Below are 23,016 nucleotides of genomic sequence, written 5' to 3' on the forward strand. Positions count from 1 at the left end.
TGCGAATCCCTATCAAGAGCTAAGGGGAAAAACGTGTTGGCTAGTACTGGCCTGTGGTCGCTTGCGCTCGCCCTATCGGCGGCAACGACGTCGGGCGTCGTTCCCGATCCTGCACTCCTACCGTCGGATGTGCGCGGCGGGGTTGCATCGGATGCCACCCCGGATCCCCAGGATCAGGACATCGTCGTCATCGGTCAGAACGATATGAGGCCGACCACCTCGACCAAGTTGCCGCTGACCCTGAAGGAGACACCGCAATCGGTGACGGTGGTCGACCGGCAGCGGATCGAGGATTTCAACCTGACCTCCGTTACCGAGGTGCTGGCGCAGACTCCCGGCGTGACGATCTCGTCCACCGATGCCGCACGGACCAACTACAATATCCGGGGGTTCGCGGTACGCAACTTCCAGTTCGACGGCGTCCCGACGATCTACCAGGTCAGCGGGTATGAAAATTCCGCCGTCGGCGATATCGCGCTGTACGACCGGGTGGAGGTGATCCGCGGCGCTGCAGGTCTGGTGACCGGTGTCGGTGATCCATCCGCGACGGTCAATCTCGTACGCAAGCGCGCACCATCCGAGTTCGGTGGCTATTATTCGATGCAGGGCGGCAGCTTTTCCAGCTACCGCTTCGAGGGGGATATCGGCGGCCCCGTGACCAAGGACGGCTCGGTCCGGGCACGGGTGGTCGCGGCATATAGCGATCGTGAATCGTACATCGACTTCCAGCACGACCGCACGCCCCTGCTGTACGGCACGCTGGAATGGGACGCGACGCCGCACACACGGCTGCGCGTCGGCGCCGACTATCTCCGCACCGACCAGCAAGGTGCCGGCTGGGGAACCATTCCGCTGCTGTACAACGACGGGACCAAAACGAACTTTCCGCGTTCGTTCACCGGCGCGGCGCCGTGGAACCGTTGGTTGCGCGAGACGACGACGGTCTTCGCCTCCGCCGAACAGGACATCGGCCGGAACTGGCTGGTCCGCGTCAGCTATAACGGGCGACGCAGCGACAATGACAGCACGCTGTTCAATATCCCCAACGGCTATCCCAACCGCGACGGCACCGGCCTAGGAGCGCCGTTCAGCTTCTACGGCGAGGTCGATCAGAACGAGGATGCGGTCGACGGGTATGTCGCGGGCAAGGTCAGGCTGTTCGGGCGCGAGCACGAGGTGGTCGGAGGCATGAACTATTTCGAGCGCGACTTTGCCGTGGGGCGCACCGCGTTCAGCACGATCAACCCGCCCGGCTATCCGGTCGCGGGCGGCTACGACATCGATCCCTGGCTACCCACCTTCGCTCCCCCCGCGATCGCTCGCACCGATGCCCTGCTGTTCTCGCAGGACCTGCGGCAGATCGGCGGCTACGGCGTGGTGCGGCTTAACCCGGCAGACTGGCTGAAGATCATCGCCGGTGCGCGCTACACCGATTATCGCGCTGATCGAAACGACTACAGCGTCATCGGCGCGCTCGTGCCGGACAATCCCAACAGCGTCCAGCGCGAGAAGAAATGGGCGCCTTACGGTGGCGTCGTCGTCGACATGACATCGGCCATCTCGCTGTATGCGAGCTATGCCAGCGTGTTCAATCCGGTGTCGGCGCGCAACACGAACAACGACATCCTGCCGCCGACGACGGGGGCGAACTACGAAGCGGGCGTCAAAGCGACGCCTTTCGGCGAGCGGTTTACCGTGTCTGCTGCCGGGTTCCATATTCAACAGGACAACCTGACCATCACGGATCCGAACGGAGTGCCGAACTCGCTGCCGGGGAACCTGACGCCGTCGATCTCGATCTCGGGCGTCAAGACATGGGGCGGCGAACTGGAACTGGCAGGCGAACCGGTCATGGGCTGGACCGTCAACGGGAGCTATACCTATGCCCGGACCGAGGACCGGTTGGGTGTCCGGGTCAACCCCTTCTTCCCGGTTCATGTCGGCCGCATCTATACGACGTACCGGATGCTAAACAACCGCCTGACGATCGGTGGCGGCGTCACGGCACAATCGCGGATTTTCGATCGCGGTCCCGTGCCGTCGGGGCGATTCACCGCCAACGGCACGCCGGTACTGGTCACAGGAACCGTGCAGCAGAGCGAATATGCTACTGTCGACGTACTGGCACGGTACAAGCTGACCGACCGGGCAACGCTCAGCGTGAACGCCACCAATCTGTTCGACCGGACGTATTACCGCAACGTCCGCTTCGCCTTCGGGGGACCCGGCGGGTTCTATGGTGAGCCCCGCCGGGTAGTCGGCACCATCCGCGTCAGTTTCTGAGCCGAGGGCAGCACGAGGGCTCGAACGATGGCCGTCGCGTGCCGTCGCCACATAACTGCCTGTTTGGTAAAGAAGATCAACGAACCACACGGGGCTTCCTGGCGGCCGTGCGTTTACCCCTCGATATCGAGAGGGTTTAGGCATGGATCAGAAGAATGCTCCGCTGGCGGATGCGCTGGCGGCAATCGAGAAGAGCCCGGTCATCGGCTTCGGAGCGCCCGGCCACAACCAGGGATCGGCTATCCCCGGGGGGATGAAGGCATTGCTCGGCAAGCGGGTTTTCGAGGCCGACGTGCTGACGCCGAAAGGTCTCGATGATCGTACCGAAGGCAAGCTGGCTCTTCAACGTGCGCACGAGATCGCTGCGGAAGCCTGGAATGCCGACTTCTGCCGGTTTGTAACTGGCGGATCCACGCAAAGCCTGCACACCGTGATGGCCTCCGTCGCCGGGCCGGGTGATACCATTTTGATCGCCGCGAACGCCCACAAGGCCGAGCGGACCTACGCACTCGCAACAGGGCTAGATGCCGTTATCGTTCCCGTACAGATCGACGACGCATGGGACATCGAGCATGGTGTCGAGCCGCAGGCGCTGAGCGACGCTTTGGCGGCACATCCAACCGCCAAGGCGTTCATCGTCGTCAGTCCGACCTACTACGGCGTCACCAGCGACATAGCCTCGCTTGCCGCCGTCTGTCACGATCACGGCATACCGCTTATCGTCGATGCCGCCTGGGGTGGCGCCTTCGCGTTCTGTGAAGGGCTGCCGGATGATCCACTTACCAAGGGGGCGGATGTCGCCGTCTACAGCGCCCACAAGACGATGGGGGCGCTCGCGCAAGGGTCGGTGATCGTTGCCAAGGGTACCCTGATCGATCGCCAGCGCCTCTGGATGGCCTATGAACTTTTCGAAACCACAAGCCCCTCGGTGCCAATCCTTGCGACGCTCGACGCGACGCGGCGTGATCACGCGCTGAACGGTGAGCAGATGTGGACCGGCGTCATCGCCTTGGCAAAAAAAGTCCGCAAGACGATTGCCGGTATCACGCCGTTACGCGTGTTCGGTCACCATGACTTGCCGGCAGACGCCGATCTGGACGTCACGAAGGTGCTGATCGACATCTCGGCGCTTGGCGTATCGGGGTATGCCATCGACGACTGGCTCTACAAGCATCACCGGATCAGCATGGGGCTGTCTGACTCCCGGCATATACTCGCGGTTCTATCGCTGGGCACGACCAGGTCCGACGTGCGCAAGTTGGTCCGGGGTCTGCAGGATCTCGTGAAGCAACTCGCTGCCGCCCCCTCTATCCTGCCCAGAATTGCTGCCCCGCCGGGAATTGGTACGCTGTCCGTCGACATGGCCATGCCTGGCCCTGCAGCGTTGTATGGCCTCGCCGAGATGGTCTCGTACGAAGCATCTGCAGGACGGATCGCGGCAGAAATGATCGCGCCAGCGCCGCCAGGCGTTCCTCGCCTGGTTCCAGGCCAGCGCATCACACCTGCTCATGTAGCGTGGCTTGTTGCGAACCGTGATGCAGGAGCCTTCGTGATGGATCCGGTCGATCCCACCGAAGCGACCCTCAGGGTGGTACATAGCTGACACAGAAACCGGTTCGGCAACTTACTCTTGCGGCCGCGGCAATCAGGGGGAAGCACCCGGCAGAGTCCTACCGCTGGACACTGGATGCAGATGTTGCTCGATGTCGCGCGTTCGAAAGGGGCCGATTCTTTTGATCAACACAAGACCTGACTCTAACTCGCGTGGACTGCAGCTCTCGAGAAAACGTTCATCACAATGACGCCAGCGATGATCAGGGCCATCCCAATAACGGCAGCCGTATCGAGCTTTTGGCCCTGAAAGAGCCAGGCAGCGGCGGAAATGAGGACGATGCCAGCGCCTGACCAAATTGCGTACGCGATGCCTGTTGGTATCGTTCGAAGAGTCAGCGACAGGCAGTAGAAGGCGATACCGTATCCAACGACGGTAACGACCGTCCAAGGCACGCGCGTAAAACCATGCGACTGCTTCATGGCGGTCGTGGCACAAACCTCAGAAACAATCGCGATTGCCAGCATCACATAGTTCATGAACAATCCGCTAGCATACCAAATGTGGCGAATTCGCGATATTTATTCCCCCGAGCAGCCGCCCTTAATAGGGCGGGCCTGCGCGGCAGGCCGTGATAGCAGACCTGGCTAAAACCGCTCAATCCCCCTTTAGCCGTTCCACAACACCAGCCACCGGTCGATCCGAGACCGAAGAAGCGTCAAGGCTGCCCTCAACAACTTGCCCCACCACAAAACTCACGTAAGCTCTGGCCTTTCTAATAACGTCCAGCGCGTGATGGACCCTCGCACCATACGATGTGACGATAGAGACAAAGGAATTCGAATGCGCGCCGGTGCCTGCCTGATTGCCTTGCTCCTGACCACTACGGCCTTCGCTCAGACGCCCAGTGGCAGCGCCTATCACCGAGCACCAGATGCGATCGCCAAGGCAATGGAGACGCCGCCCACCCCCGGCGTCGCGGTCAGCCCCGATCACCGCACGCTCGCGATCCTGGGGCGTGAGAATTTGCCGTCGATCGCCTATCTGTCGAAACCGATCTTGCGGCTGGGCGGCTACCGCATCGACCCCGCCACCAACGGCCAGGCCGAGGTCCGCGTGCAATGGCTGAATGCGCTCAGCTTCAAGGACGTCAACTCGGGGCGGACCGTCGCGGTCAAGCTGCCCGCCGGCTTGCGCTTCGCCGCGCCCGACTGGTCGCCCGACGGCACGCGCCTTGCCTTCTACGCGCAAGAGGCCGACGGGCTGTCGCTCTGGATCGCCGAGCGCGACGGCAGCGCCCGCACAGTTGCACGGAGGCTGAACGGCACGTTCGGCACGCCCTTCGCCTGGATGCCGGATAGCAAGGCGCTCGTCGCCAATACCGTGCCCGCCGGTCGCGGCGCCGCGCCCGTAGCGAGCAGCACCCCCACCGGCCCGGTGATCCAGGAAAGCGCCGGTCGCACTTCGGCGGCGCGGACCTATGAGGATCTTCTTGGCGATGCGCATGACGAGGCGCTGTTCGATCATTACTTCACCGGGCAGCTGGTCCGGATCGATCTCGCCGGCGCTGCGCAGCCGATCGGAACGCCGGGCCTGATCACCGATTTCAGCGTCTCTCCGGACGGTCGCTACCTGCTGACCGAGCAGCTCAAGCGGCCATATTCCTATCTGCTGCCCGCCAGCTTCTTTCCGACCGAGATCGCCGTGTCGACGATCGACGGACAGCTGGTAAAGACGTTGGTCGACCGCCCGCTCGCCGACGATCTCCCGGTCGACTTCGACGCGACCGTCAAGGGGCCGCGCGAGGCGGTCTGGCGGTCGGATGCGCCAGCGACGCTGGTGTGGGCCGAAGCGCTGGACGGCGGCAATCCGCGCGCCAAGATCGCGTTCCACGACAAGGTAATGATGCAGGCCGCGCCGTTCGCCGCGGCACCGATTGAACTGGCGCAGACCCCGGCCCGCTATGCCACGACGTTATGGGGGGACGATGGCTTCGCGATGGTCATCGACCGCGAATGGCGTACGCGCACCGAGCATCGCCTGGCCGTCGCGCCATCGCGGCCGGGCCAGACGCGGACGATATCAACACTCAACTATCAGGATCAATATGGTGATCCCGGCGAGCCGATGGTGGAGGAGAATGCTGCTGGAAAACCGGTGATGCGCTTCACGCCAGCGCATGATGGCGTGTACGTCACCGGCGACGGCGCGACAAAAGCGGGCGCGTTCCCCTTCCTTGCGACGATGCCGCTGGCCGGGGGCGAACACACGCGACTGTGGACCGCCAAGGCGCCCTGTTACGAAACGGTCGTCGCCTTGCTCGACGAGCGCGGACAGCGAATCCTGACGCGGCGCGAAAGCGCGAAGCTAGCGCCCAACTACATGATCCGCAGCGTACAGGGCGGCGGCGTCAAGCCCGTCACCGCCTTCGCCGATCCCGCTCCGGTCTTTGCCGGCGTCACGCAGCGCACGATCACCTATCCCCGTGCCGACGGATTGCCGCTGTCGGGCTCGCTCTATCTGCCTGCCGGCTATGACGCGAAACGCGACGGGCCGTTGCCAACGTTACTGTGGGCGTACCCGGCGGAGTTCACCGACGCGAAGGTCGCCGGCCAGACGGTCGATCAGGGCAACCGGTTCGTCCGCCCGCGCGGCATCAGCCACCTGTTCCTGCTGACGCAGGGCTACGCGATCCTCGACAACCCTTCGATGCCGATCATTGGCGAGGGCGCCGCCGAGGCCAACGACACCTACGTCAAGCAGTTGCAGCAAGATGCGCAGGCAGCGGTCGATGCGGTGGTCAAACTGGGTGTCGGCGATCGCAACCGCATGGCGGTCGGCGGACATAGCTATGGCGCCTTCATGACCGCCAATCTGCTGGCGCATACCGATCTGTTCCGCGCCGGCATCGCGCGGTCGGGCGCCTATAACCGAACGCTGACACCGTTCGGCTTCCAGGCCGAACAGCGCACCTATTGGCAGGCGACGCCGACCTATACCGAGATGAGCCCATTCACCTATGCCGACCGGATCAAGGCGCCGATCCTGCTGATCCATGGCGGCGCGGACGACAATAGCGGCACCTTCCCGATCCAGTCCGAGCGCATGTACGCGGCGCTGAAGGGCAACGGCGCGATCGTACGCTACGTCGTCCTGCCCAACGAGCCGCACGGCTATCGCGCGCTGGAATCGACCGAGGAGACGTTGTGGCAGATGACCGACTGGCTGGACCGCTACGTCAAGCCGAAACAGACCGGATCGACGGTCGCGACTGTTGCCGAGAAGAAGTGATCGACGCGCCGATTACTGTCCGGGAGGAAGCTCAGCATTGTGCCAGGAAACGCGTTCATTGGGCCATCGCAGCGACCTACCGCGACTGCGTCGGCGATGCCGTTCGGCCAGCTGTGCTTGGATGAGCTAGGCATCCATACTGAGCGACCTAAATCCAACGTAGCGTCCAGATCGATACGTCGGCGGTATCGTGCTACCATCGTGGTGAAGCTGGCGGATGTGCGGCACCGCCGGCCCGCTAACTTCGACCCGTCGAGCTTCGCAGGGATTTGCCCCGCTCCCTTGCTCCTCATCGATGCACCGCCGATCGCCTTAAAAGCTGGCCTTGGCGGGGAGTCTGCAATCGCGCCGTGCGATTCCGACCCGACACTCACGAGATGATTTTCCAAGAGGCGGGCATCAAGTGTTTATACCAACGGCGCCGGACGAGCGCCACAAATGGGGCTACCGCCTAGTTGTTCGCACCTTGCAAGATCGACTTCCGACGTTCGTTCACCTTCGTGATAGATCCATCCGCGACACCGCTTTATTCGGTCGCAAGGGGATGGTAGTGATTGCATGATTATTCAGGTCGTCAGAGCGACCAGCCGCCGTCCACGGAGATGGCGGCGCCGGTGACGAATCCGCCCAGGTCTGCGCTCATCCAGAGCACGGCGTCGGCGATCTCCTCGGGCTTGCCCAGGCGACCGACTGGCTCGAGATCGAAGGCCTTCTGGATGTCGCCGTCGGTGAAGCGGTTCATCATCGGCGTCTCGATGTTGCCCGGCAGGATCGCGTTCACGCGGATATTCTGCTTGGCATAGTCAAGCGCTGCCGATTTCGTCAGACCGATGATGGCGTGCTTGGAGGCCGCATAGGATGCACCGCCCGCCACACCCCGGACGCCGGCGCCCGACGACGTGTTGACGATCACGCCGCTACCTTGCCGGACCATCTGTGCGAGTTCGTGCTTCATGCACACGAACGTGCCCCGAAGGTTGATGTCCAGGATGCGGTCCCACTCGTCGAGCGCGATCTCGGCGACGGGTGAGGCCTTGTTCTCGACGCCAGCATTGTTGAAGGCGATGTCGAGCCGACCGAAGGTCTCGACGACCTGACGGATCGCCGCCTCGACCTGTTCCGGCTTCGACACGTCGCAAGCGATCACCAGCACCTGGGCGCCCGCATTCCTGACGGCATCGGCAGTTTCGGCAAGCGCATCTTCGGTAAGATCGACGATCGCGACACGGGCGCCTTCGGTTGCGAACGCAACAGCCGTAGCGCGGCCGATGCCGCTAGCCGCGCCGGTGACGAATGCGACCTTGTCGGAAAAACGATGAGCGTTGGACATAAAGGGAGTTCCTGGTTTCAGTTGTGCGGACGGCGGTCGATCACTCGGTTCCGAGCGGCGCGAGATATTCGTCGTCCGTGACCTTCTCCATCCAGGTCACGGGCGAGCCATCGACAGACTCCTGAATGGCGACATGAGTCATGCCTTGATGCGGCGTCGCGCCATGCCAGTGCTTGTGCTCGGCGGGGCACCACAGGATGTCGCCCGCATTGAACTCCAGCTTCGGGCCATCCGCGATCTGCGTCCAGCCGACGCCCTCGGTCACGATCAGCGTCTGGCCGGCGGGGTGGGTATGCCAGGCAGTGCGGGCGCCTGGCTCGAAGTGGACTATGGCACCAGAGACGCGAGACGGTTCGTCGCGCTGGAACTGCCCCGTGATCGTGACCTTGCCGGTGAAATACTCTTCCGGTCCGGGGACGGTCTTCATGTCAGACTTGCGTTCGATGGTCATATCCAAAGGTCCTCTTTGTGTTTGAGCAGGGTTGGCGTGTAGAAATGCGAGTAGCGTCCCCAACGTCAGCAAAGGTGCAGCACGTGTTGGCGTTGATCGGCCTATCACGTCAGCGCCGGCAGCGCGTCGAGGTGCTTTTCGAGCGTGATCGGATATTCGCGCACACGCACGCCGGTCGCGTTGTAGATCGCGTTGGCGACCGCAGGAGCGACCCCGGTCAGGCCCAGCTCGCCAACCCCCTTGGCCTTTACCGGCGAGATCGTCGGATCGACCTCGTCGATGAAGAAGGCGTCGAGATGCGGGATATCGGCGTGCACCGGCACCTCGTAGCCGGCGAGATCGTGGTTCACGAAGAAGCCGAAGCGTTTGTCGATCGCCATCTCCTCCATCAGCGCCGCACCGACGCCCATCACCATGCCGCCGATCACCTGGCTGCGCGCGGTCTTGGCGTTGAGGATGCGTCCTGCGGCGCAGACCGCAAGCATGCGCCGCACCCGGACCTCGCCGGTATAGGCGTCGACCGCGACCTCGACGAAATGCGCTCCGAAGGTCTGCTGCTGGAACTGATCGGCGAGCTTGGCGAACTCCATCAGGTCCCCGATCACGAGGTCGCCGTCTTTTGCCGCGTCGGCAAGCTTCACCGAACGATTGCCGCTGCGCACCTGGCCATCGGCAAAGTCGACGTCTGCGGTGTTGAAGCCGAGCCGCTGGGCGACGGTCTCGCGAAGCTTCATACACGCCGCATAGACGCCCGCCGTCACGGAAGGCGCGCCCTGCTGCCCGCCCGATCCCGGCGTTTCCGGGAAGGTGGAGTCGCCGAGCTTGACCACGATCCGGTCGGGCGTGACGCCCATCATCTCGGCCGCAGTCTGCTGGACGACGGTGTAGCTGCCGGTGCCGATATCCGTCATGTCGGTCTCGATCGTCACCATGCCGTGCCGATCGAGCCGGGCCCGCGCGCCAGCCTTGGCGATCTTGCCGCCTCGGATCGCTCCTGCCATCCCCATGCCGATCAGCCACTGGCCGTCGCGGACGGTACCGGGCTTGCTCTGGCGCTTGTCCCAGCCGAAGCGTTCGGCACCCTCCCGCAGGCAACGGACGAAGGCTCGGGTCGAGAAAGGCTTGTTCGGATTTTCGGGATCGACCTGCGTGTCGTTCACGACCCGCAGGTCGATCGGATCCATCTTCAGCTTTTCCGCCAGCTCGTCCATCGCGACTTCCAGTGCCATCAGGCCAGGGGCTTCGCCGGGCGCCCGCATCGCGTTGCCCTCGGCGAGGTCGAGCGTGGCCAGCCGCATCCGGGTCAGCCGGTTCGCACCCGCATACAGCGTCCGCGTCGAGGTGACGGTCAGCTCGGTCCGCCCACCGACGAGGTTGCCCGACAGGCTGTCATGACCGATCGCGGTCAGCCGCCCGTCATGTCCCGCCCCCAGCTGCACACGCTGGATCGTCTTGGGCCGGTGGATCGTGGTGTTGAACATGATCGGACGTTGCAGCGCGATCTTCACCGGGCGCTTGATCACGCGTGCCGCGATCGCCGCCAGCGCAAGATCGATCTGCACGGTCCCCTTCCCGCCGAAACCGCCACCGATATACGGCGAGATCAGGTGGACGTTCTGCTTGGGGATACCGAGGATCAGTTCGAGGTCGCGCGTTCCCCAGTTCATCTGCTGAATCGACGTCCAGCACGTCAAGCGATCACCGTCCCATTTGGCGATCGAGGCGTGCGGCTCCATCATCGCGTGTGCTTGGTCGGGCACGGTGTAGGTCTCGTCGACCTTGACCGCGGCCGCGGCGAACGCTTTGGCGAAATCGCCGACCTGCTTATCGTTGGGGCCGCCAAACTCGCCCTCTGGTGGGACCGGCGCGCTGGCGTTCTGCGCGGCCAGATCGAAACGCCCCGCCGTCCGTTGATAGTCGACCCGCACCAGCGCCGCTGCCGCCCGAGCCTGTTCGAAGGTCTCCGCAACGACGACCGCGACCGGCTGATGGTAATGGTCGACCTCCGGCGCGGCGAGCATCTTCTGGACGTAGAACTTGCCAACCCCGGGCTTGCCGGCGTTGAGGTACGTGACCACCCCGACCACGCCGGACGCACGTTCGGCATCACGCGTGTCGATTGAAGTGATCCGGCCCTTGGCGATCGAGGCGCCCAGGATGTAGCCGTACGCAAATCCTGGCGCGACATCCTGCCATTCATAAGCATAGGTCGCGGTGCCGGTGGTCTTCAGATGCCCTTCGTAGCGATCGAGTGGCTTGCCGAGCACCTTCATCCGGTCGGTCGGATTGGCGCCTGCGGGCGTGTCGAAGATCATGGCTTCACCTCTGCAATGACCGCCGCGAGGGTGCGCGTCGCGAGTGGGATCTTGAATGCGTTGTCGTCGGTCGGCCGGGCGTCGGCAAAGACCGCTTTCGCCATCTCGACCGCGCCGCGGGGCATCGCTGCCTCCGCAGCCTCCACGCGCCAAGGCCGAGGGGCGACACCACCGAACGCTGCGCGTCCGCTGCCGTCGCGCTGAACGATGGCAGCGACCGAGACGAGCGCGAACGCATAGGACGCCCGGTCGCGCACCTTGCGGTAGACATGCGTACCACCGACTGGCGCGGGCAACGTGACCGCGGTGATGAGTTCGCCGTGATCGAGCGCATTATCCCGCTCGGGGGTGATACCCGGCAGCGTATGAAAGCTGCCGATCGGGATGGATCGCGTCTTACCGTCCGCCTTCATCGTTTCGACGGTGGCGTCGAGCACGCGCATCGCGACCGCCATGTCGCCCGGATAGGTTGCGATGCACGCGTCGCTCGATCCGATGACGGCAAGCTGGCGCGAATAGCCACCGATCGCGGCGCAGCCCGAGCCGGGCTTGCGCTTGTTGCAGGGCTGGTTGGTGTCGTAGAAATACGGGCACCGCGTCCGCTGGAGCAGATTGCCCGCGGTCGTCGCCTTGTTCCGCAACTGGCCCGAGGCACCTGCGACAATGGAGCGGCTGAGGACGCCGTAATCCCGCCGCACCCGCTGGTCGCTAGCCAGCGCGGTGTTGCTGACGAACGCACCAATCCGCATCCCGCCAGCGTCGGTCGGTTCGATCCGGTCGAGCTTAAGGTCCTGCACGTCGACCAGATGAGTCGGCGTCTCGATCTCGAGCTTCATCAGATCGAGCAGGTTGGTACCGCCGGCCAGGAATCGCGCGCCGGGATGGCTTGCGACGATACGTGCCGCGTCCGCAGGCGTCGGTGCCCGCTCGTAGGTGAAGCTTCTCATGCGCTCGCTCCTGCAACGTCGGCCATCGCCTCGACGATGTTGGAATAGGCACCGCAGCGGCAGATGTTGCCGCTCATCCGCTCGCGCATCTCCGCGCCAGTCGGTTGCGGCGCTGCCATCAGATCGACCTGGGCATGACTGGGAATGCCACGCCGGATTTCCTCCAGCACGGCGACCGCGGAACAGATCTGCCCCGGGGTGCAGTAACCGCACTGATATCCGTCATGCTTCACGAAGGCGGCCTGCATCGGATGCAGACGGTCGGGCGTGCCGAGCCCTTCGATCGTGGTCACGGCATCGCCGTCATGCTGGACCGCGAGACTGAGGCAGGCGTTGATCCGCTCGCCGTTGACAATGACCGTGCAGGCCCCGCACTGCCCGTGGTCGCAGCCCTTCTTGGTACCGGTCAGGTGCAGATGTTCGCGCAGCGCATCGAGCAAGGTCGTGCGCGGGTCGAGCGTCAGCGCATGGGGCTTGCCGTTCACGGTCAAAGCGACCTCGTACGTCGGTAGGGCTTGCACCGGCGGCGCGGCTTCGGCCGTTTCACTCACGATGGCGGATGCTGCTGCCGTAGTAGCGGTGCTCATCAGCATCTCCCGTCGTGACATTTGAAAACTCTCGCTAGCCATCGGCGATCCTCCTTGGGCGCGCCAACGGGCGCCGAGCAGGCTTATTAAACGCTTTTGCACTGAGACGGTTACCGCCACGGTGGTTGATGCGACGATGAATCTGCTTCAACATGCCGTGATGCTCGTCACCCGCACCAACCTCACCGACCTCGCCTATTTCCTGGCGATCGCGCGGCACCGGAATTTCCGTCGGGCCGGTCTCGAGCTTGGCGTGTCCGCCTCCGCGGTCAGCCATGCCCTGAAGGGCTTTGAGGCGCGCGCCGGCGTCCGACTGATCAACCGGACCAACCGGTCCGTGACGTTGACGTCGGCCGGCAAGACGCTGGAGCAGTCGGTCTCCGGGTCATTTGCCGACATCGGCTCCGCACTCGAAAATCTTGATCAGCTTCGTGCCAATCCTGGCGGCAAAATTCGCATCAATGCCGTGGTCGATGCGGTAACGTTGGTCCTCGGCCCGGTGCTCGCCGAACTGGCTCGCCGTCACCCCGATATCGAAGTAGATCTCGTCTCCAGCAACCGTATCGTCGATGTCGTCGGCGAAGGGTTCGATGCAGGCGTGCGCTATGGCGGCACCGTGCCCGAAGACATGATCGCCCAGCGTCTTTCAGCCGACCTCAGATGGGTGGTTGCCGCATCTCCCGGCTATCTGGAGGAGCATGGCACGCCAACGCACCCGGAGGAACTGAAGCATCACCGCTGCCTGGGGGTTCGGCTCGGCGACGACAGCATCTACCGCTGGGAGTTCGAGGGGCCGGACGGCGACTTCGACGTGCCGATCAAAAGCGCCATGACCGCTGACGATAGTCGCTCAACATTGGCGATGGCACTGAACGGTGCGGGTCTGACATTTGGTCTTGAGGCCCTGTTTGCCAAGCATGTCGCCGATGGCCGTCTCCGCCTCGTGCTGACCGACTGGGCGACGATGGGGCCAGGCTTCTACCTCTATTACTCCGGACGGCGACAAGTGCCCGCGGGTTTGCGCGCATTGCTGATGATTGCGGGCGAACTGAAACCGCTTGGCTGACACAGACGTAGCGTATGAGGTTTCCGGTCCGATATTTGCTTCGGAACCTCGCGTTTCGGCTTGATCCGGCAACTTGCGAGACCGTGTCCACGCCAACTGCTGAACATCATGAAGACCTGTTCCGCGCCGGCCATGGCCAACGGCATCGACACGCCGGCATCGAGCGAGCATGGTCGCGGGCAACATGCAAACCGACAGCAAGGACCCGGCGATGGCCGGCATGCCCCGCGCCGGGCTATCTCGTTGCCGATGGGCGCAGGGCAACGCGTTGCTGGCGGCGTATCACGACGCCGAATGGGGCGTGCCCGAACGCGATCCGCGCGCGCTATGGGAAAAGCTGATGCTCGACGGGTTTCAGGCCGGGCTTGCCTGGATCACGATCCTGCGCAAACGCGACGCATTCCGCGCTGCTTTCGCGGGCTTCGAGCCGGACATCGTCGCCCGGTTTGGCGAGCCGGACATCGCGACAATGCTCGATAACGCCGGTATTGTCCGCTCACGCGCCAAGATCGTGGCGACGATCGGCAATGCCCGCGCCTATCTCGCGATGCGCGACGCCGGCGAGGACTTCGGCGGCTTCGTCTGGAGTTTCGTCGATGGTACGCCGGTGGTCGGTGACGGTGCCAAGGGCCTGACCCGCTCGACTGCATCCGAAGCCCTATCCGCGGCGCTCAAGCAGCGCGGGTTCAAGTTCGTCGGCCCCGTCATCGTCTACGCCTGGATGCAAGCCTGTGGTCTCGTGAACGACCACGAGACATGCTGTTTCCGTCGAGCCGAACCATGAGTGCGCTCCGCTGGGATCCGGCTTCGGCCCTCATGCAAGGGCCGCGCAGACCAACGCTGTTCGCTATCCGCGCTGGACGATCGCAGGGGCGATGCAGGCGTCGAGCCTTGCCATTATTGACGGCTCGGTGACCAACGTCGCTCCAACGTCTTCGATGGCAGCATGGTTTTCCAGCGAACGAAGTTATCGCGGCGTTGGTATGCCGAACAACGCTGCCGCGTCGAACGACGCGCGCAGTCCGAACGCCAGGAGGTTGCCCGACCGCTTCGCCGCGCGGGGGATGAGGAAATTGTCCGGGCTGACGATATACTGTACGTTCAGGTTGATCCGCACGCTACGATAGGCGGCTATTCCGTAGTTCAGTTCGAAAACGCCCTCGGCTGGAAGAACGCGGTCTGTCCAGCCGACAAGCGCTTGCGCCTTGAACGGGACGTACTCTTTGGTCGAACTGATCACGCCGCCGAAAATCGTAATCGGTCGCTTCGGATCGCTGGGCATCCGAGCCGCAACGATATCGCCCATGACGTACACCCCGCTCTGTCCGTTGTGCATTAACGCGGTGCCGCCCGTACTGCCGGGTCCAACGCGCGGGCGACCAAGCGCGTTGCGGTAAGGATCGGCGACGTCGACGTGTTGCCATAGGCACCGATCCGCAAGTGATAGGCATGCAGAACGGTCGCACCCGGCGACTCGAGTCCAAGTTCGACTGCCGTCCGATGGCCGGTTGCGCCCCTTGGCGACCCGACTTTGCCCTGGCCCCTGAACCTGAGGCTGGGAAAGTTGGTCGAGCTCGACGAACTGCTGGCGCGCACGTTCGGCTGCTCGATCTCGGACTGTTCGATTGGCTTGGTCGGGGGCGGAATCGTCTGAGCCGAGACGGCCATCGGAAGGGCAAGCACGCCGAACACATACGGCGCGCCACAAATGATCGGGGTCTTCACCGGCACGCTCCAGCGACCGCGCGCGATGGCGACGATCTTCCAAAAACTTTAGCAGAGCGCGGCGTCCCCTATGTCCTGGCGCTGCGTACCGGCTCGGTCAGCCTGTCGGCGATCGGCGATGATCGCTCGGGCGGCTACCTCGCCATGCGCCATCTGCTCGATCTCGGTCACCGCCGTATCGGGATCATCGCGGGGCCCGGATACGCCTTCAACTCCCGGGGGCGGCTTGAGGGCTATCATCAAGCCATCGCGGAAATCGGGCTGCCCCCCGATACCGACCTCAAAGTCGAATCGACGTTCAGCATCGACGCGGGCACCGATGCCGCCTTGACGTCGATGACGCTGCCGGATCGGCCCACGGCCATCTTCGCGGTGAACGACAATACCGCGGTCCGCCCTGTTCAACCTCGGCCTCCGCGTACCTGCGGACATTTCGCTTGTCGGCTATATCAGCATTCCGATCGTCGGGCGCCTGCCGACACCCCTGCCACCGTCCGCGTCGCATTCGATCAGATCGCCGTCCTTGCCCTCGATCTACTACTGGCGCGTGATTCCAGCCGCTTGTCAGGCCCGCAACTCATTGCTCCGACACTGATACCGCGCCGCTCGACCGCGGGTGTTCGGGAATGACGACCAATTCGATCCAGAGAGGATACGACCGCACGGATACTAACAAAATCAGGATTGCGTTCTATGCCATCAGGTATCGGGCTGGCCAATAAATTTCGAATTGCGGAATGCCACGCGCATGCATTAATTATACGCTAGTCGATATGGTGATCCCGCTGTTTCTTTTAGCATGCCGACTGTTTCAAATAATGTCGCTATACTGGTATAATTCATTCGGGGGGCCGCGAGTTTGCGTCGTCTTGAGTATTCGATCACACCGCGACCCAGATTCGACCATGACCAAGATCGAAGATCACACGGGTCTTGGCGAACGCGCCGAGGCCCACCGACGGATTGGCGCCGACCGAGACTTCCGCCGTGTTCAGCGCCACCGGTCCGAGTGCGACGCTCTTTCTACTCGCGACAGGTGCCACCACACCGGTCGGACGCAGGAGATCAAGCAGCGCGGCGGTAGGCGCAGCGTCATCGATCCGGAGTGGGACCGTCACCGTACCGTCGGTCTCACGCGTGACGGGAATCGGCGTCATACCGCGTTCCTCGCGCTTCGCATCTCCGGCCAGCAACAGTCGTAATTGATGATGCGCAAAGTCGATCTCGATCGGGTTGGCGTCGAGGATGTCCTGCCCGATCCGGACGTCTGCACCCTGTCCCGGATCGCGCTCGACCCCCGTGATCGAGGCACGGAGATATTCCGCGCGGATACCGATCTTGACCGGCGCGCCCTGCCTCACCCGTTTGGCGAGCGTTTCGCTGATCGCCGAATGCGGCGCGCCGGCCACGATCGCGATCGTGGTGCGCGCATTGTCGACCCGGCCGTGGAACAGCAGGGTTGCTGCCATGAGGACGAACTTGCCGTTCGTCGCGCCCGTGATTCCGCCCATCATTATCCTCCTGAAAAGCCGCCGCCCGCGGCCTGGAACAGAGCGACCGTGTCGGACAGGCGAGCCGCACGCGCCTGGACCGCCTGCCCTCGCGCCTGTGCATCGGTTGCGGTGGCATTGAGCAATGCGGGCGTGCCGACGTCGCCGAGCGCAAGCTGGCGACGGACGAAGGCGAGCGCGCGGCCGGACGCGTCGGTCGCCTGCGTCGCGGAGTCGAGTGCATCGGCATCGGTGCGCAGCCCGGTCAGCGCGTCCGACACGTCGCCGAACGCTTGCAGCACGGCTGCGCGATACTGCGCCTTGGCACCTTCGAGCGCGGCTTCCGCGGCGTGCTGCTGATGGCGGAGTGCGCCTGCATGGAAGATCGGCTGGGTAATCCCGCCGATCAGCGTCCAGAACGGGTTGCCGCTTTTGAACATGTCGCCGAACCGTTCCGACGTCCCGCCCGCCGATCCGCTGAGCGTGATCGCCGGCAGACGCGCGGCGATCGCGGTGCCGACGTCCGCCCCTGCCCCCTCGAGTTGCGCGCGTGCGGCCAGCACGTCGGGGCGACGCGCGACCAGATCGGACGGTACGACCAGCGGCAGGTCGCGCGGCAAGGTCAGTGAGGCAAGCGTCGGCAGCGGTGGCAGGTCCGATCCTGCCGATCGTCCGATCAACGTGCCGATCACCACGCGCTGATGCGCTTCGGCGCGCACGAGCGGTGGCAGTGCACCCTCCGCGGTCGCCAATGCCGCCTGTTGCGTTGAGACGTCGGCGGCACCGACCGCACCGAGCTGCTGGCGCTTGACCAGCGTCTGCAGGATGTCGCGATTGACCGCGATACCGGTCTGCGCCGCAGCGATCTGATCGGCGAGCGAGACGTGCTGGATCACTGCCTCGACCAGATTGGCGATTACCGTCGTCTTCGCCGCCGCCAGCCGCTGGCGCTGCGTCTCGGTCGCGGCGCGCGCGGAGCGGATCTTCGAGCGGGTACCGCCGAACAGGTCGGGCGCATAGCTCACCGTCACCTGCGCGGTATGCAGCGTATAGAGCTGCTGGTTCTGGTCCGCGACCGCAGGCGACAGCGCGTTCGAGATCCGCGTACGCTCCGCCTGATAGTTCACGTCGGCCTGCGGCAGCGCCGAGCCCGCCGTGGCGGAGCCCTGCTCGCGGTACTGGCGCAGCGTCGCCTCCGCCACGGCGATATCCGTCGCATGCGCCTGCGCCTCGCTCACAAGCGTGTCGAGCTGCGCGCTGCCGAAGGTTCGCCACCACTCCGCCGGCACTGCCGCAAGGGTGGTAGCCTGCGCCGCGCCGCTTGACGGTGCGAAGGTCTGCGCGGCGGGAGTCGGTGGCAGGCTGGCATGCGCGTCGAGATTGCGCGGGCCCATCGTGCAGGCGCTGATGACGCCCGCGAGCAGAAGGATAGCGAGACGCTTCATGCCGTGGCCTCCGTATGGCCGTCAGTATTGGGATGGTGCCCGACGTCGCGCCCGTGCGCGCCGCGATCCTCCGGCGGCACGCGCTTCGAGAAGCGGGCGATCAGCACCGGCAGCACCAGCAGGATCAGGATCGGCGCGAGCGTCATGCCCCCGACGACGACCAGCGCGAGCGGCTTCTGCACCTGGCTGCCGATCCCGCTCGACAGCGCGGCGGGGAGCAGGCCGATCGCTGCCACCAGGCACGTCATCACCACCGGACGCAGGCTGTGGCGCACCGTGGTTGCGAGCGCATTCTCGCGCGCGAACCCCTCGTCGACCGCGTGGTTGTAAGTCGTGACCACCAGGATCCCGTCCATCACCGCGATCCCGAACAGCGCGACGAAGCCGATCGCCGACGAGATGCTGAACGCGGTCCCGGTCAGCGCCAGCGCGAGCACGCCGCCGATGATCGCCATCGGGATCGCCGAGAACGCCAGCAGGCTGTCGCGGATCGAGCCGAAGTTCGCATAGAGCAGCAGCAGGATCACCAGCAGGCTGATCGGCACCACCACTTCCAATCGCGCGACCGCGTTGTTGAGGTTGTCGAGCTCGCCCGCCCATTCGAGATGATAGCCCGACGGCAGGTGCACGGTCTGGCTGATCCGCGCATGAGCCTCGTCGACCGCCCCGCCGAGATCGCGGCCGCGGACCGAGAACTTGATCGGGATGTAGCGCTCCTGATGCTCGCGGTAGATGAACGAAGCACCCGTCGTCAGCTTGACGTCGGCGACCTCGGACAGCGGCACCTGGATCGTGCCCGCGCCATCGGGCGACGGTGCACCGATCGTGATCCGGCGGATCGCATCGATCGTGTCGCGCTGTTCAGGTTTCAGGCGCACCACGATCGGGAAGTGGCGATCGGTGCCCTTCTCGTACAGGTCGACGTTCGACTGCCCACCGATCGCCGCGGCGACGGTCGCGTTGATGTCGTCGGGGGTCAGCCCGTAGCGCGAGGCACGCGCGCGATCGACGTCGATCCGCACGGTCGGTTGGCCGAGCGACTGGAATACGCCAAGGTCCTCGATCCCGCGGACCTTGCCCATCTGCGCCTTGATCTGGTTGGCATATTTCTCGAGCGTGGTCAGGTCGGGGCCGAACAGCTTGATCGAGTTCGCGCCCTTCACGCCCGACGCCGCCTCCTCGACGTTATCCTCGATGATCTGCGAGAACGAGAAGTCGACGCCCGGATATTTGGCGCTAAGCCGCTTCGACAGTTCCTCGGTCAGCGTTTCCTTGGTGACGCCGCTCGGCCAGGTGTCGAACGGCTTCAGTGGCACGAAGAACTCGGCGTTGAAGAACCCGGTGGAGTCGGTCCCGTCGTCGGGGCGACCATGCGCGGACAGGACTGCCTGCACCTCGGGATATTGCGTCAGGATGCGGCGGACGCCGTTGACCACCGGCTGCCCCGCCTCGAGGCTGACCGACGCGGGCAGCGTCGCACGGATGTACATGTTGCCCTCTTCGAGATGCGGCAGGAACTCGATTCCGAGCGAGCGCACGCCGACCAGAGCGACCGCCATCAGCAGCAGCGCGCCGCCGATCGCGACGACCCGGTTGCCGAGCGCGAATGCCGCGGCCGGTTCGTAGACGCGGCGCAGCTTGCCGACGATCCACGTCTCGACCTCCGACAATTTGTCGGGCAGCAGCATCGTCGCCAGCACCGGCGCGACCGTGAAGGTCGCGATCAGCCCGCCGGTGATCGCATAGGCATAGGTCTTCGCCATCGGCCCGAAGATATGACCCTCGACGCCGGTGAGCGTGAACAGCGGCAGGAAGCTCGCGATGATGATCGCGGCGGCGAAGAAGATGCCGCGGCTGACCTCCGAACTCGCGCCGAGCACCGCCGAGAAGCGGTTGGCGAGCGTGTAATGCCCCTTCCCGCTTTCGACATGTCCGGATCGCTCGACCATATGGCGGAAGATATTCTCGACCATGATCACGCAGGCATCGACCACGAGCCCGAAATCGAGCGCGCCGACCGAGAGCAGGTTTGCGCTTTCCCCCTGCAACACGAGGATCAGGATCGCGAAGGCGAGCGCGAACGGAATCGTCGCCGAGACGATGATCGCGCTGCGCAGGTTGCCGAGGAATATCCACTGGAGCGCGAAGATCAGCAGGATGCCGACCACCATGTTCTCCAGCACGGTGTGGATCGTCAGGTGAATCAGGTCGGAGCGATCGTAGATCCGGTCGAGATGCACGCCCGGCGGCAGGATGCCCGACGCGTTGATGTCGGACACTTCCTTCTGCACGGCGAGGATCGTCGGCATCGACTGCGCGCCGCGCTGCATCAGGACGATGCCCTGGACGATATCGTCCTGGTCATTGTAGCCGGCGATACCGAGCCGCGGTGCGTTGCCGATCCGGACGTGCGCGACGTCCTTCAGCAATACCGGCTGGCCGCCGCCGGTCCCGACCAGCACGTTCTCTATGCCGCCGACCGACTGGATCAGGCCGATGCCGCGGACGATGGCCGCCTGCGCCCCGAAGTTGATCGTCTGGCCGCCGACATTGCCGTCGCTCTTGGCGAGCGCGGCCAGCACCTGCGACACCGTGACGTTGTGCGCAGCGAGACGATCATTGTCGATCACCACGTCGTATGTGCGCAGCTTGCCGCCCCAGCCGGTGACGTCGATCACGCCCGGAATTCGCTTGAACCGGCGCTGGAGGACCCAGTCCTGCAACGTCTTGAGGTCCATCACCGAATAGCCCTTCGGCGCGGTGATCTTGTAGCGGAAGATCTCGCCGACCGGGCTGGTCGGGGACAGCGTCGGCTGTGCGCCACCCTGGAGCGGCGGGAGCTGCGACAGGCGGTTGATGACCTGCTGCTTGGCCTGATCGTTGGTCAGGTCGTAGCTGAACTGGATCTTGATGTCCGACAGCCCGAACAGCGAAATCGCGCGGATCGCGGTCAGATGCGGGATGCCCGCCATGCCGACCTCGATCGGGATGGTGACGTTGCGCTCCATCTCCTCAGCCGACAGGCCTTGGGTCTGGGTGATGATCTCGACCATCGGCGGGACCGGGTCGGGATACGCCTCGATGTTGAGATTGTAGAAGCCGACGCCCCCCGCCACCAGCATGGCGACGAAGATGCCGACGATCAGCAGCCGCTGGCGCAGCGCGAATTCGACGATCCGGTTCATTCGCCGAGACCGGCTTCGTTGACGAAGAGCGCGCCCGCGGTGACGATCCGCTCACCGGACTTGAGGCCCGCGGTGATCGTGACCTTGCCGTCCTGCTCCTCGCCCGCGGTAACTTTCCGCGCGACCAGCAGGCCGTCGGGCCGCACGACCCACACCCGCGCGTCATCCCCCTCGTGGATGACGGCGGCGGCCGGCACGCGTAGTGCGTCGCCGCTGTGCGGACGCTGGATCGAGAAGCTCGCGAACATCTGCGGCTTCAGCGCGCCATCGGGATTGGCGATCGTCGCGCGTACCGGCAGGCGGCGGCTCTGCGGATCGAGCGCGGCGCCGACCAGGTCGATCGTCGCATGGAAGCTGCGGCCCGGCAGCGCGGGCGTCGTCACGGTCACCGCGTCGCCGACATGCACCGCAGTCGCATCGTTCTCGGCAAGCTGCGCGATCAGCCAGACGCGCGACGGATCGGTGATCGTCATCACCGGCTTGTCGCCGCCCTGCGACAGATATTGCCCCGCCGATACGTCGCGCGACGCGATCAGACCGGAGATCGGCGCATGCAGCGTGGTCACGTCATGGATGCCCGAGACTTCGCCGACAGTCTCCAGGCGCGAGATCTCGCCCTGCGACTTGCCGAGGATCGCCAGCTTGTCGCGAGCGGCACCGAGCGAGGCCGCGGCGGTGCGTGCGGTCGCCTGCGCGGCGGCGAGATCGGTCTTGGCCTGCTGATAATCCTTGAGTGCGCCGCCCGCTGTCTCGTAGATCTGCCGCTGGCGGTCCGCGGTACGCTCCGCGGTGGCAAGTTGCGCCTGCGCGTTCTGCGCAGCGGCGCGCGCTGCGAACAGCCCGCTGCGTGCATCGACGAAATCGCTCGTCTTCACCAGCATCAGCGGCTGGCCTTGCGTCACGCGCTGCCCCGCATCCGCGAGCACGCGCACAACCTGCCCCGAATAGGGCATCAGCACCGGCGTGCTGCGATCGCCATCGACGGTGATCGCGCCGCTCGCCAGCGTCCGCGCATCGGACGCACCATAGCCGACGCGCATCGTCGTCAGCCCGGCCATCTGGTCCCTGGTCGGCCGGAACGTCCCCGCCGGCGTGACGGGCGCCGGGACAGGCTCGTGGTGCGTGAGCTTGCCGATCAGCACGACGATCAGCACCAGCCCGACGATCACGCCGGCGGCGATCCCGAGCCAACGTATCTGCGCGGATCGCGATAGCTTGGTGGCGGGAGGGAGCGTTTCAGGTGTCGTCGATGCGTGCATAATCAGCCCCTTGGGGAATAGACTGGAGCCGGTAGCGTCGCTGGCTTACAGCGCGCTTACGGATGCTGCGCCGCGGCAATTAGGGACGAA

Annotated in this window: 18 protein-coding genes; 6 read left to right on the forward strand and 12 right to left on the reverse strand. The window is 64.6% G+C overall.

Annotated features, from left to right (window positions below; translation table 11 throughout):
- Positions 1-33 precede the first annotated feature (33 nt).
- Positions 34-2,283 carry a TonB-dependent siderophore receptor gene (locus tag AC1ME3_RS16010; protein ID WP_480953956.1) on the forward strand — a complete coding sequence of 750 codons (2,250 nt, stop codon included), beginning with the start codon at positions 34-36 and terminating at the stop codon, positions 2,281-2,283.
- A 142-nt stretch (positions 2,284-2,425) separates the two neighbouring features.
- Positions 2,426-3,886 carry an aminotransferase class I/II-fold pyridoxal phosphate-dependent enzyme gene (locus AC1ME3_RS16015; protein WP_480953957.1) on the forward strand — a complete coding sequence of 487 codons (1,461 nt, stop codon included), beginning with the start codon at positions 2,426-2,428 and terminating at the stop codon, positions 3,884-3,886.
- 152 nt (positions 3,887-4,038) lie between these two features.
- On the opposite strand, the gene AC1ME3_RS16020 is transcribed toward AC1ME3_RS16015, so the two are convergent.
- Positions 4,039-4,374, reverse strand: coding sequence for a DMT family transporter (locus AC1ME3_RS16020; RefSeq protein WP_480953958.1), 336 nt, complete (start codon positions 4,372-4,374; stop codon positions 4,039-4,041).
- Positions 4,375-4,678: 304 nt separating this feature from the next.
- Here AC1ME3_RS16020 and AC1ME3_RS16025 point away from each other — a divergent pair, with 304 nt between their 5' ends.
- A complete protein-coding gene (locus AC1ME3_RS16025; RefSeq protein ID WP_480953959.1) occupies positions 4,679-7,126 on the forward strand; it encodes a S9 family peptidase in 2,448 nt (815 codons plus the stop codon).
- 574 nt (positions 7,127-7,700) lie between these two features.
- Here AC1ME3_RS16025 and AC1ME3_RS16030 read toward each other — a convergent pair.
- The 5 genes from AC1ME3_RS16030 to paoA form a co-directional block, all read right to left on the reverse strand.
- The gene (locus AC1ME3_RS16030; RefSeq protein ID WP_480953960.1) at positions 7,701-8,456 is read right to left on the reverse strand and encodes an SDR family NAD(P)-dependent oxidoreductase; all 756 of its coding nucleotides are present in this window, start codon (positions 8,454-8,456) and stop codon (positions 7,701-7,703) included.
- A gap of 40 nt (positions 8,457-8,496) precedes the next feature.
- On the reverse strand, positions 8,497-8,907 hold the full coding sequence (locus AC1ME3_RS16035; protein ID WP_480953961.1) for a (R)-mandelonitrile lyase: 411 nt from the start codon (positions 8,905-8,907) through the stop codon (positions 8,497-8,499).
- 104 nt (positions 8,908-9,011) lie between these two features.
- Positions 9,012-11,222 (reverse strand): aldehyde oxidoreductase molybdenum-binding subunit PaoC, encoded by a 2,211-nt coding sequence (gene paoC / locus AC1ME3_RS16040; RefSeq protein WP_480953962.1) that lies wholly within the window; start codon positions 11,220-11,222, stop codon positions 9,012-9,014.
- Positions 11,219-12,169: an FAD binding domain-containing protein gene (locus AC1ME3_RS16045; protein ID WP_480953963.1), complete on the reverse strand. Its 951-nt coding sequence runs from the start codon at positions 12,167-12,169 to the stop codon at positions 11,219-11,221. Before AC1ME3_RS16045 ends, paoC begins: the two co-directional genes overlap by 4 nt.
- A complete protein-coding gene (paoA, locus tag AC1ME3_RS16050) occupies positions 12,166-12,798 on the reverse strand; it encodes an aldehyde dehydrogenase iron-sulfur subunit PaoA (protein WP_480955856.1) in 633 nt (210 codons plus the stop codon). Before paoA ends, AC1ME3_RS16045 begins: the two co-directional genes overlap by 4 nt.
- A 94-nt stretch (positions 12,799-12,892) precedes the next feature.
- Between paoA and AC1ME3_RS16055 the strand changes: the two genes are divergently transcribed.
- A complete protein-coding gene (locus AC1ME3_RS16055) occupies positions 12,893-13,822 on the forward strand; it encodes a LysR family transcriptional regulator (protein ID WP_480953964.1) in 930 nt (309 codons plus the stop codon).
- A 220-nt stretch (positions 13,823-14,042) separates the two neighbouring features.
- Positions 14,043-14,606 carry a DNA-3-methyladenine glycosylase I gene (locus AC1ME3_RS16060; RefSeq protein ID WP_480955857.1) on the forward strand — a complete coding sequence of 188 codons (564 nt, stop codon included), beginning with the start codon at positions 14,043-14,045 and terminating at the stop codon, positions 14,604-14,606.
- Positions 14,607-14,789: 183 nt separating this feature from the next.
- Here AC1ME3_RS16060 and AC1ME3_RS16065 read toward each other — a convergent pair whose 3' ends face one another.
- Positions 14,790-15,128 (reverse strand): carbohydrate porin, encoded by a 339-nt coding sequence (locus AC1ME3_RS16065; protein ID WP_480953965.1) that lies wholly within the window; start codon positions 15,126-15,128, stop codon positions 14,790-14,792.
- A 29-nt stretch (positions 15,129-15,157) separates the two neighbouring features.
- Positions 15,158-15,547, reverse strand: coding sequence for a hypothetical protein (locus tag AC1ME3_RS16070; protein ID WP_480955893.1), 390 nt, complete (start codon positions 15,545-15,547; stop codon positions 15,158-15,160).
- On the opposite strand from AC1ME3_RS16070, the gene AC1ME3_RS16075 reads away from it, so the two are divergent.
- Positions 15,515-16,177: a substrate-binding domain-containing protein gene (locus AC1ME3_RS16075; RefSeq protein ID WP_480955858.1), complete on the forward strand. Its 663-nt coding sequence runs from the start codon at positions 15,515-15,517 to the stop codon at positions 16,175-16,177. The genes AC1ME3_RS16070 and AC1ME3_RS16075 overlap by 33 nt on opposite strands.
- 251 nt (positions 16,178-16,428) lie before the next feature.
- Here AC1ME3_RS16075 and AC1ME3_RS16080 read toward each other — a convergent pair whose 3' ends face one another.
- The 4 genes from AC1ME3_RS16080 to AC1ME3_RS16095 are packed head-to-tail and all read right to left on the reverse strand — an operon-like array spanning position 16,429 to position 22,926.
- Positions 16,429-17,061: a hypothetical protein gene (locus tag AC1ME3_RS16080; RefSeq protein WP_480953966.1), complete on the reverse strand. Its 633-nt coding sequence runs from the start codon at positions 17,059-17,061 to the stop codon at positions 16,429-16,431.
- Entirely contained in the window at positions 17,061-18,482 is a 1,422-nt protein-coding gene (locus tag AC1ME3_RS16085) for an efflux transporter outer membrane subunit (protein WP_480953967.1), read from the reverse strand. The genes AC1ME3_RS16080 and AC1ME3_RS16085 overlap by 1 nt, the downstream gene beginning before the upstream one ends.
- Positions 18,479-21,667, reverse strand: coding sequence for an efflux RND transporter permease subunit (locus tag AC1ME3_RS16090; protein WP_480953968.1), 3,189 nt, complete (start codon positions 21,665-21,667; stop codon positions 18,479-18,481). The genes AC1ME3_RS16085 and AC1ME3_RS16090 overlap by 4 nt, the downstream gene beginning before the upstream one ends.
- Complete coding sequence (locus AC1ME3_RS16095; protein ID WP_480953969.1) at positions 21,664-22,926, reverse strand: efflux RND transporter periplasmic adaptor subunit; 1,263 nt, start codon at positions 22,924-22,926, stop codon at positions 21,664-21,666. Before AC1ME3_RS16095 ends, AC1ME3_RS16090 begins: the two co-directional genes overlap by 4 nt.
- Positions 22,927-23,016 lie beyond the last annotated feature (90 nt).

It is taken from the genome of Sphingomonas sp. BL2, assembly GCF_056680015.1.

Coding starts and splice junctions, on each gene's coding strand:
- AC1ME3_RS16025 (WP_480953959.1), top strand. CDS start 4,679: ATGCGCGCCGGTGCCTGCCTGATTGCCTTGCTCCTGACCACTACGGCC.
- AC1ME3_RS16055 (WP_480953964.1), top strand. CDS start 12,893: ATGAATCTGCTTCAACATGCCGTGATGCTCGTCACCCGCACCAACCTC.
- paoA (WP_480955856.1), bottom strand. CDS start 12,798: ATGGCTAGCGAGAGTTTTCAAATGTCACGACGGGAGATGCTGATGAGC.
- AC1ME3_RS16035 (WP_480953961.1), bottom strand. CDS start 8,907: ATGACCATCGAACGCAAGTCTGACATGAAGACCGTCCCCGGACCGGAA.
- AC1ME3_RS16090 (WP_480953968.1), bottom strand. CDS start 21,667: ATGAACCGGATCGTCGAATTCGCGCTGCGCCAGCGGCTGCTGATCGTC.
- AC1ME3_RS16065 (WP_480953965.1), bottom strand. CDS start 15,128: ATGGGCGATATCGTTGCGGCTCGGATGCCCAGCGATCCGAAGCGACCG.
- AC1ME3_RS16095 (WP_480953969.1), bottom strand. CDS start 22,926: ATGCACGCATCGACGACACCTGAAACGCTCCCTCCCGCCACCAAGCTA.
- paoC (WP_480953962.1), bottom strand. CDS start 11,222: ATGATCTTCGACACGCCCGCAGGCGCCAATCCGACCGACCGGATGAAG.
- AC1ME3_RS16085 (WP_480953967.1), bottom strand. CDS start 18,482: ATGAAGCGTCTCGCTATCCTTCTGCTCGCGGGCGTCATCAGCGCCTGC.
- AC1ME3_RS16020 (WP_480953958.1), bottom strand. CDS start 4,374: ATGAACTATGTGATGCTGGCAATCGCGATTGTTTCTGAGGTTTGTGCC.
- AC1ME3_RS16045 (WP_480953963.1), bottom strand. CDS start 12,169: ATGAGAAGCTTCACCTACGAGCGGGCACCGACGCCTGCGGACGCGGCA.
- AC1ME3_RS16030 (WP_480953960.1), bottom strand. CDS start 8,456: ATGTCCAACGCTCATCGTTTTTCCGACAAGGTCGCATTCGTCACCGGC.
- AC1ME3_RS16080 (WP_480953966.1), bottom strand. CDS start 17,061: ATGATGGGCGGAATCACGGGCGCGACGAACGGCAAGTTCGTCCTCATG.
- AC1ME3_RS16060 (WP_480955857.1), top strand. CDS start 14,043: ATGCCCCGCGCCGGGCTATCTCGTTGCCGATGGGCGCAGGGCAACGCG.
- AC1ME3_RS16015 (WP_480953957.1), top strand. CDS start 2,426: ATGGATCAGAAGAATGCTCCGCTGGCGGATGCGCTGGCGGCAATCGAG.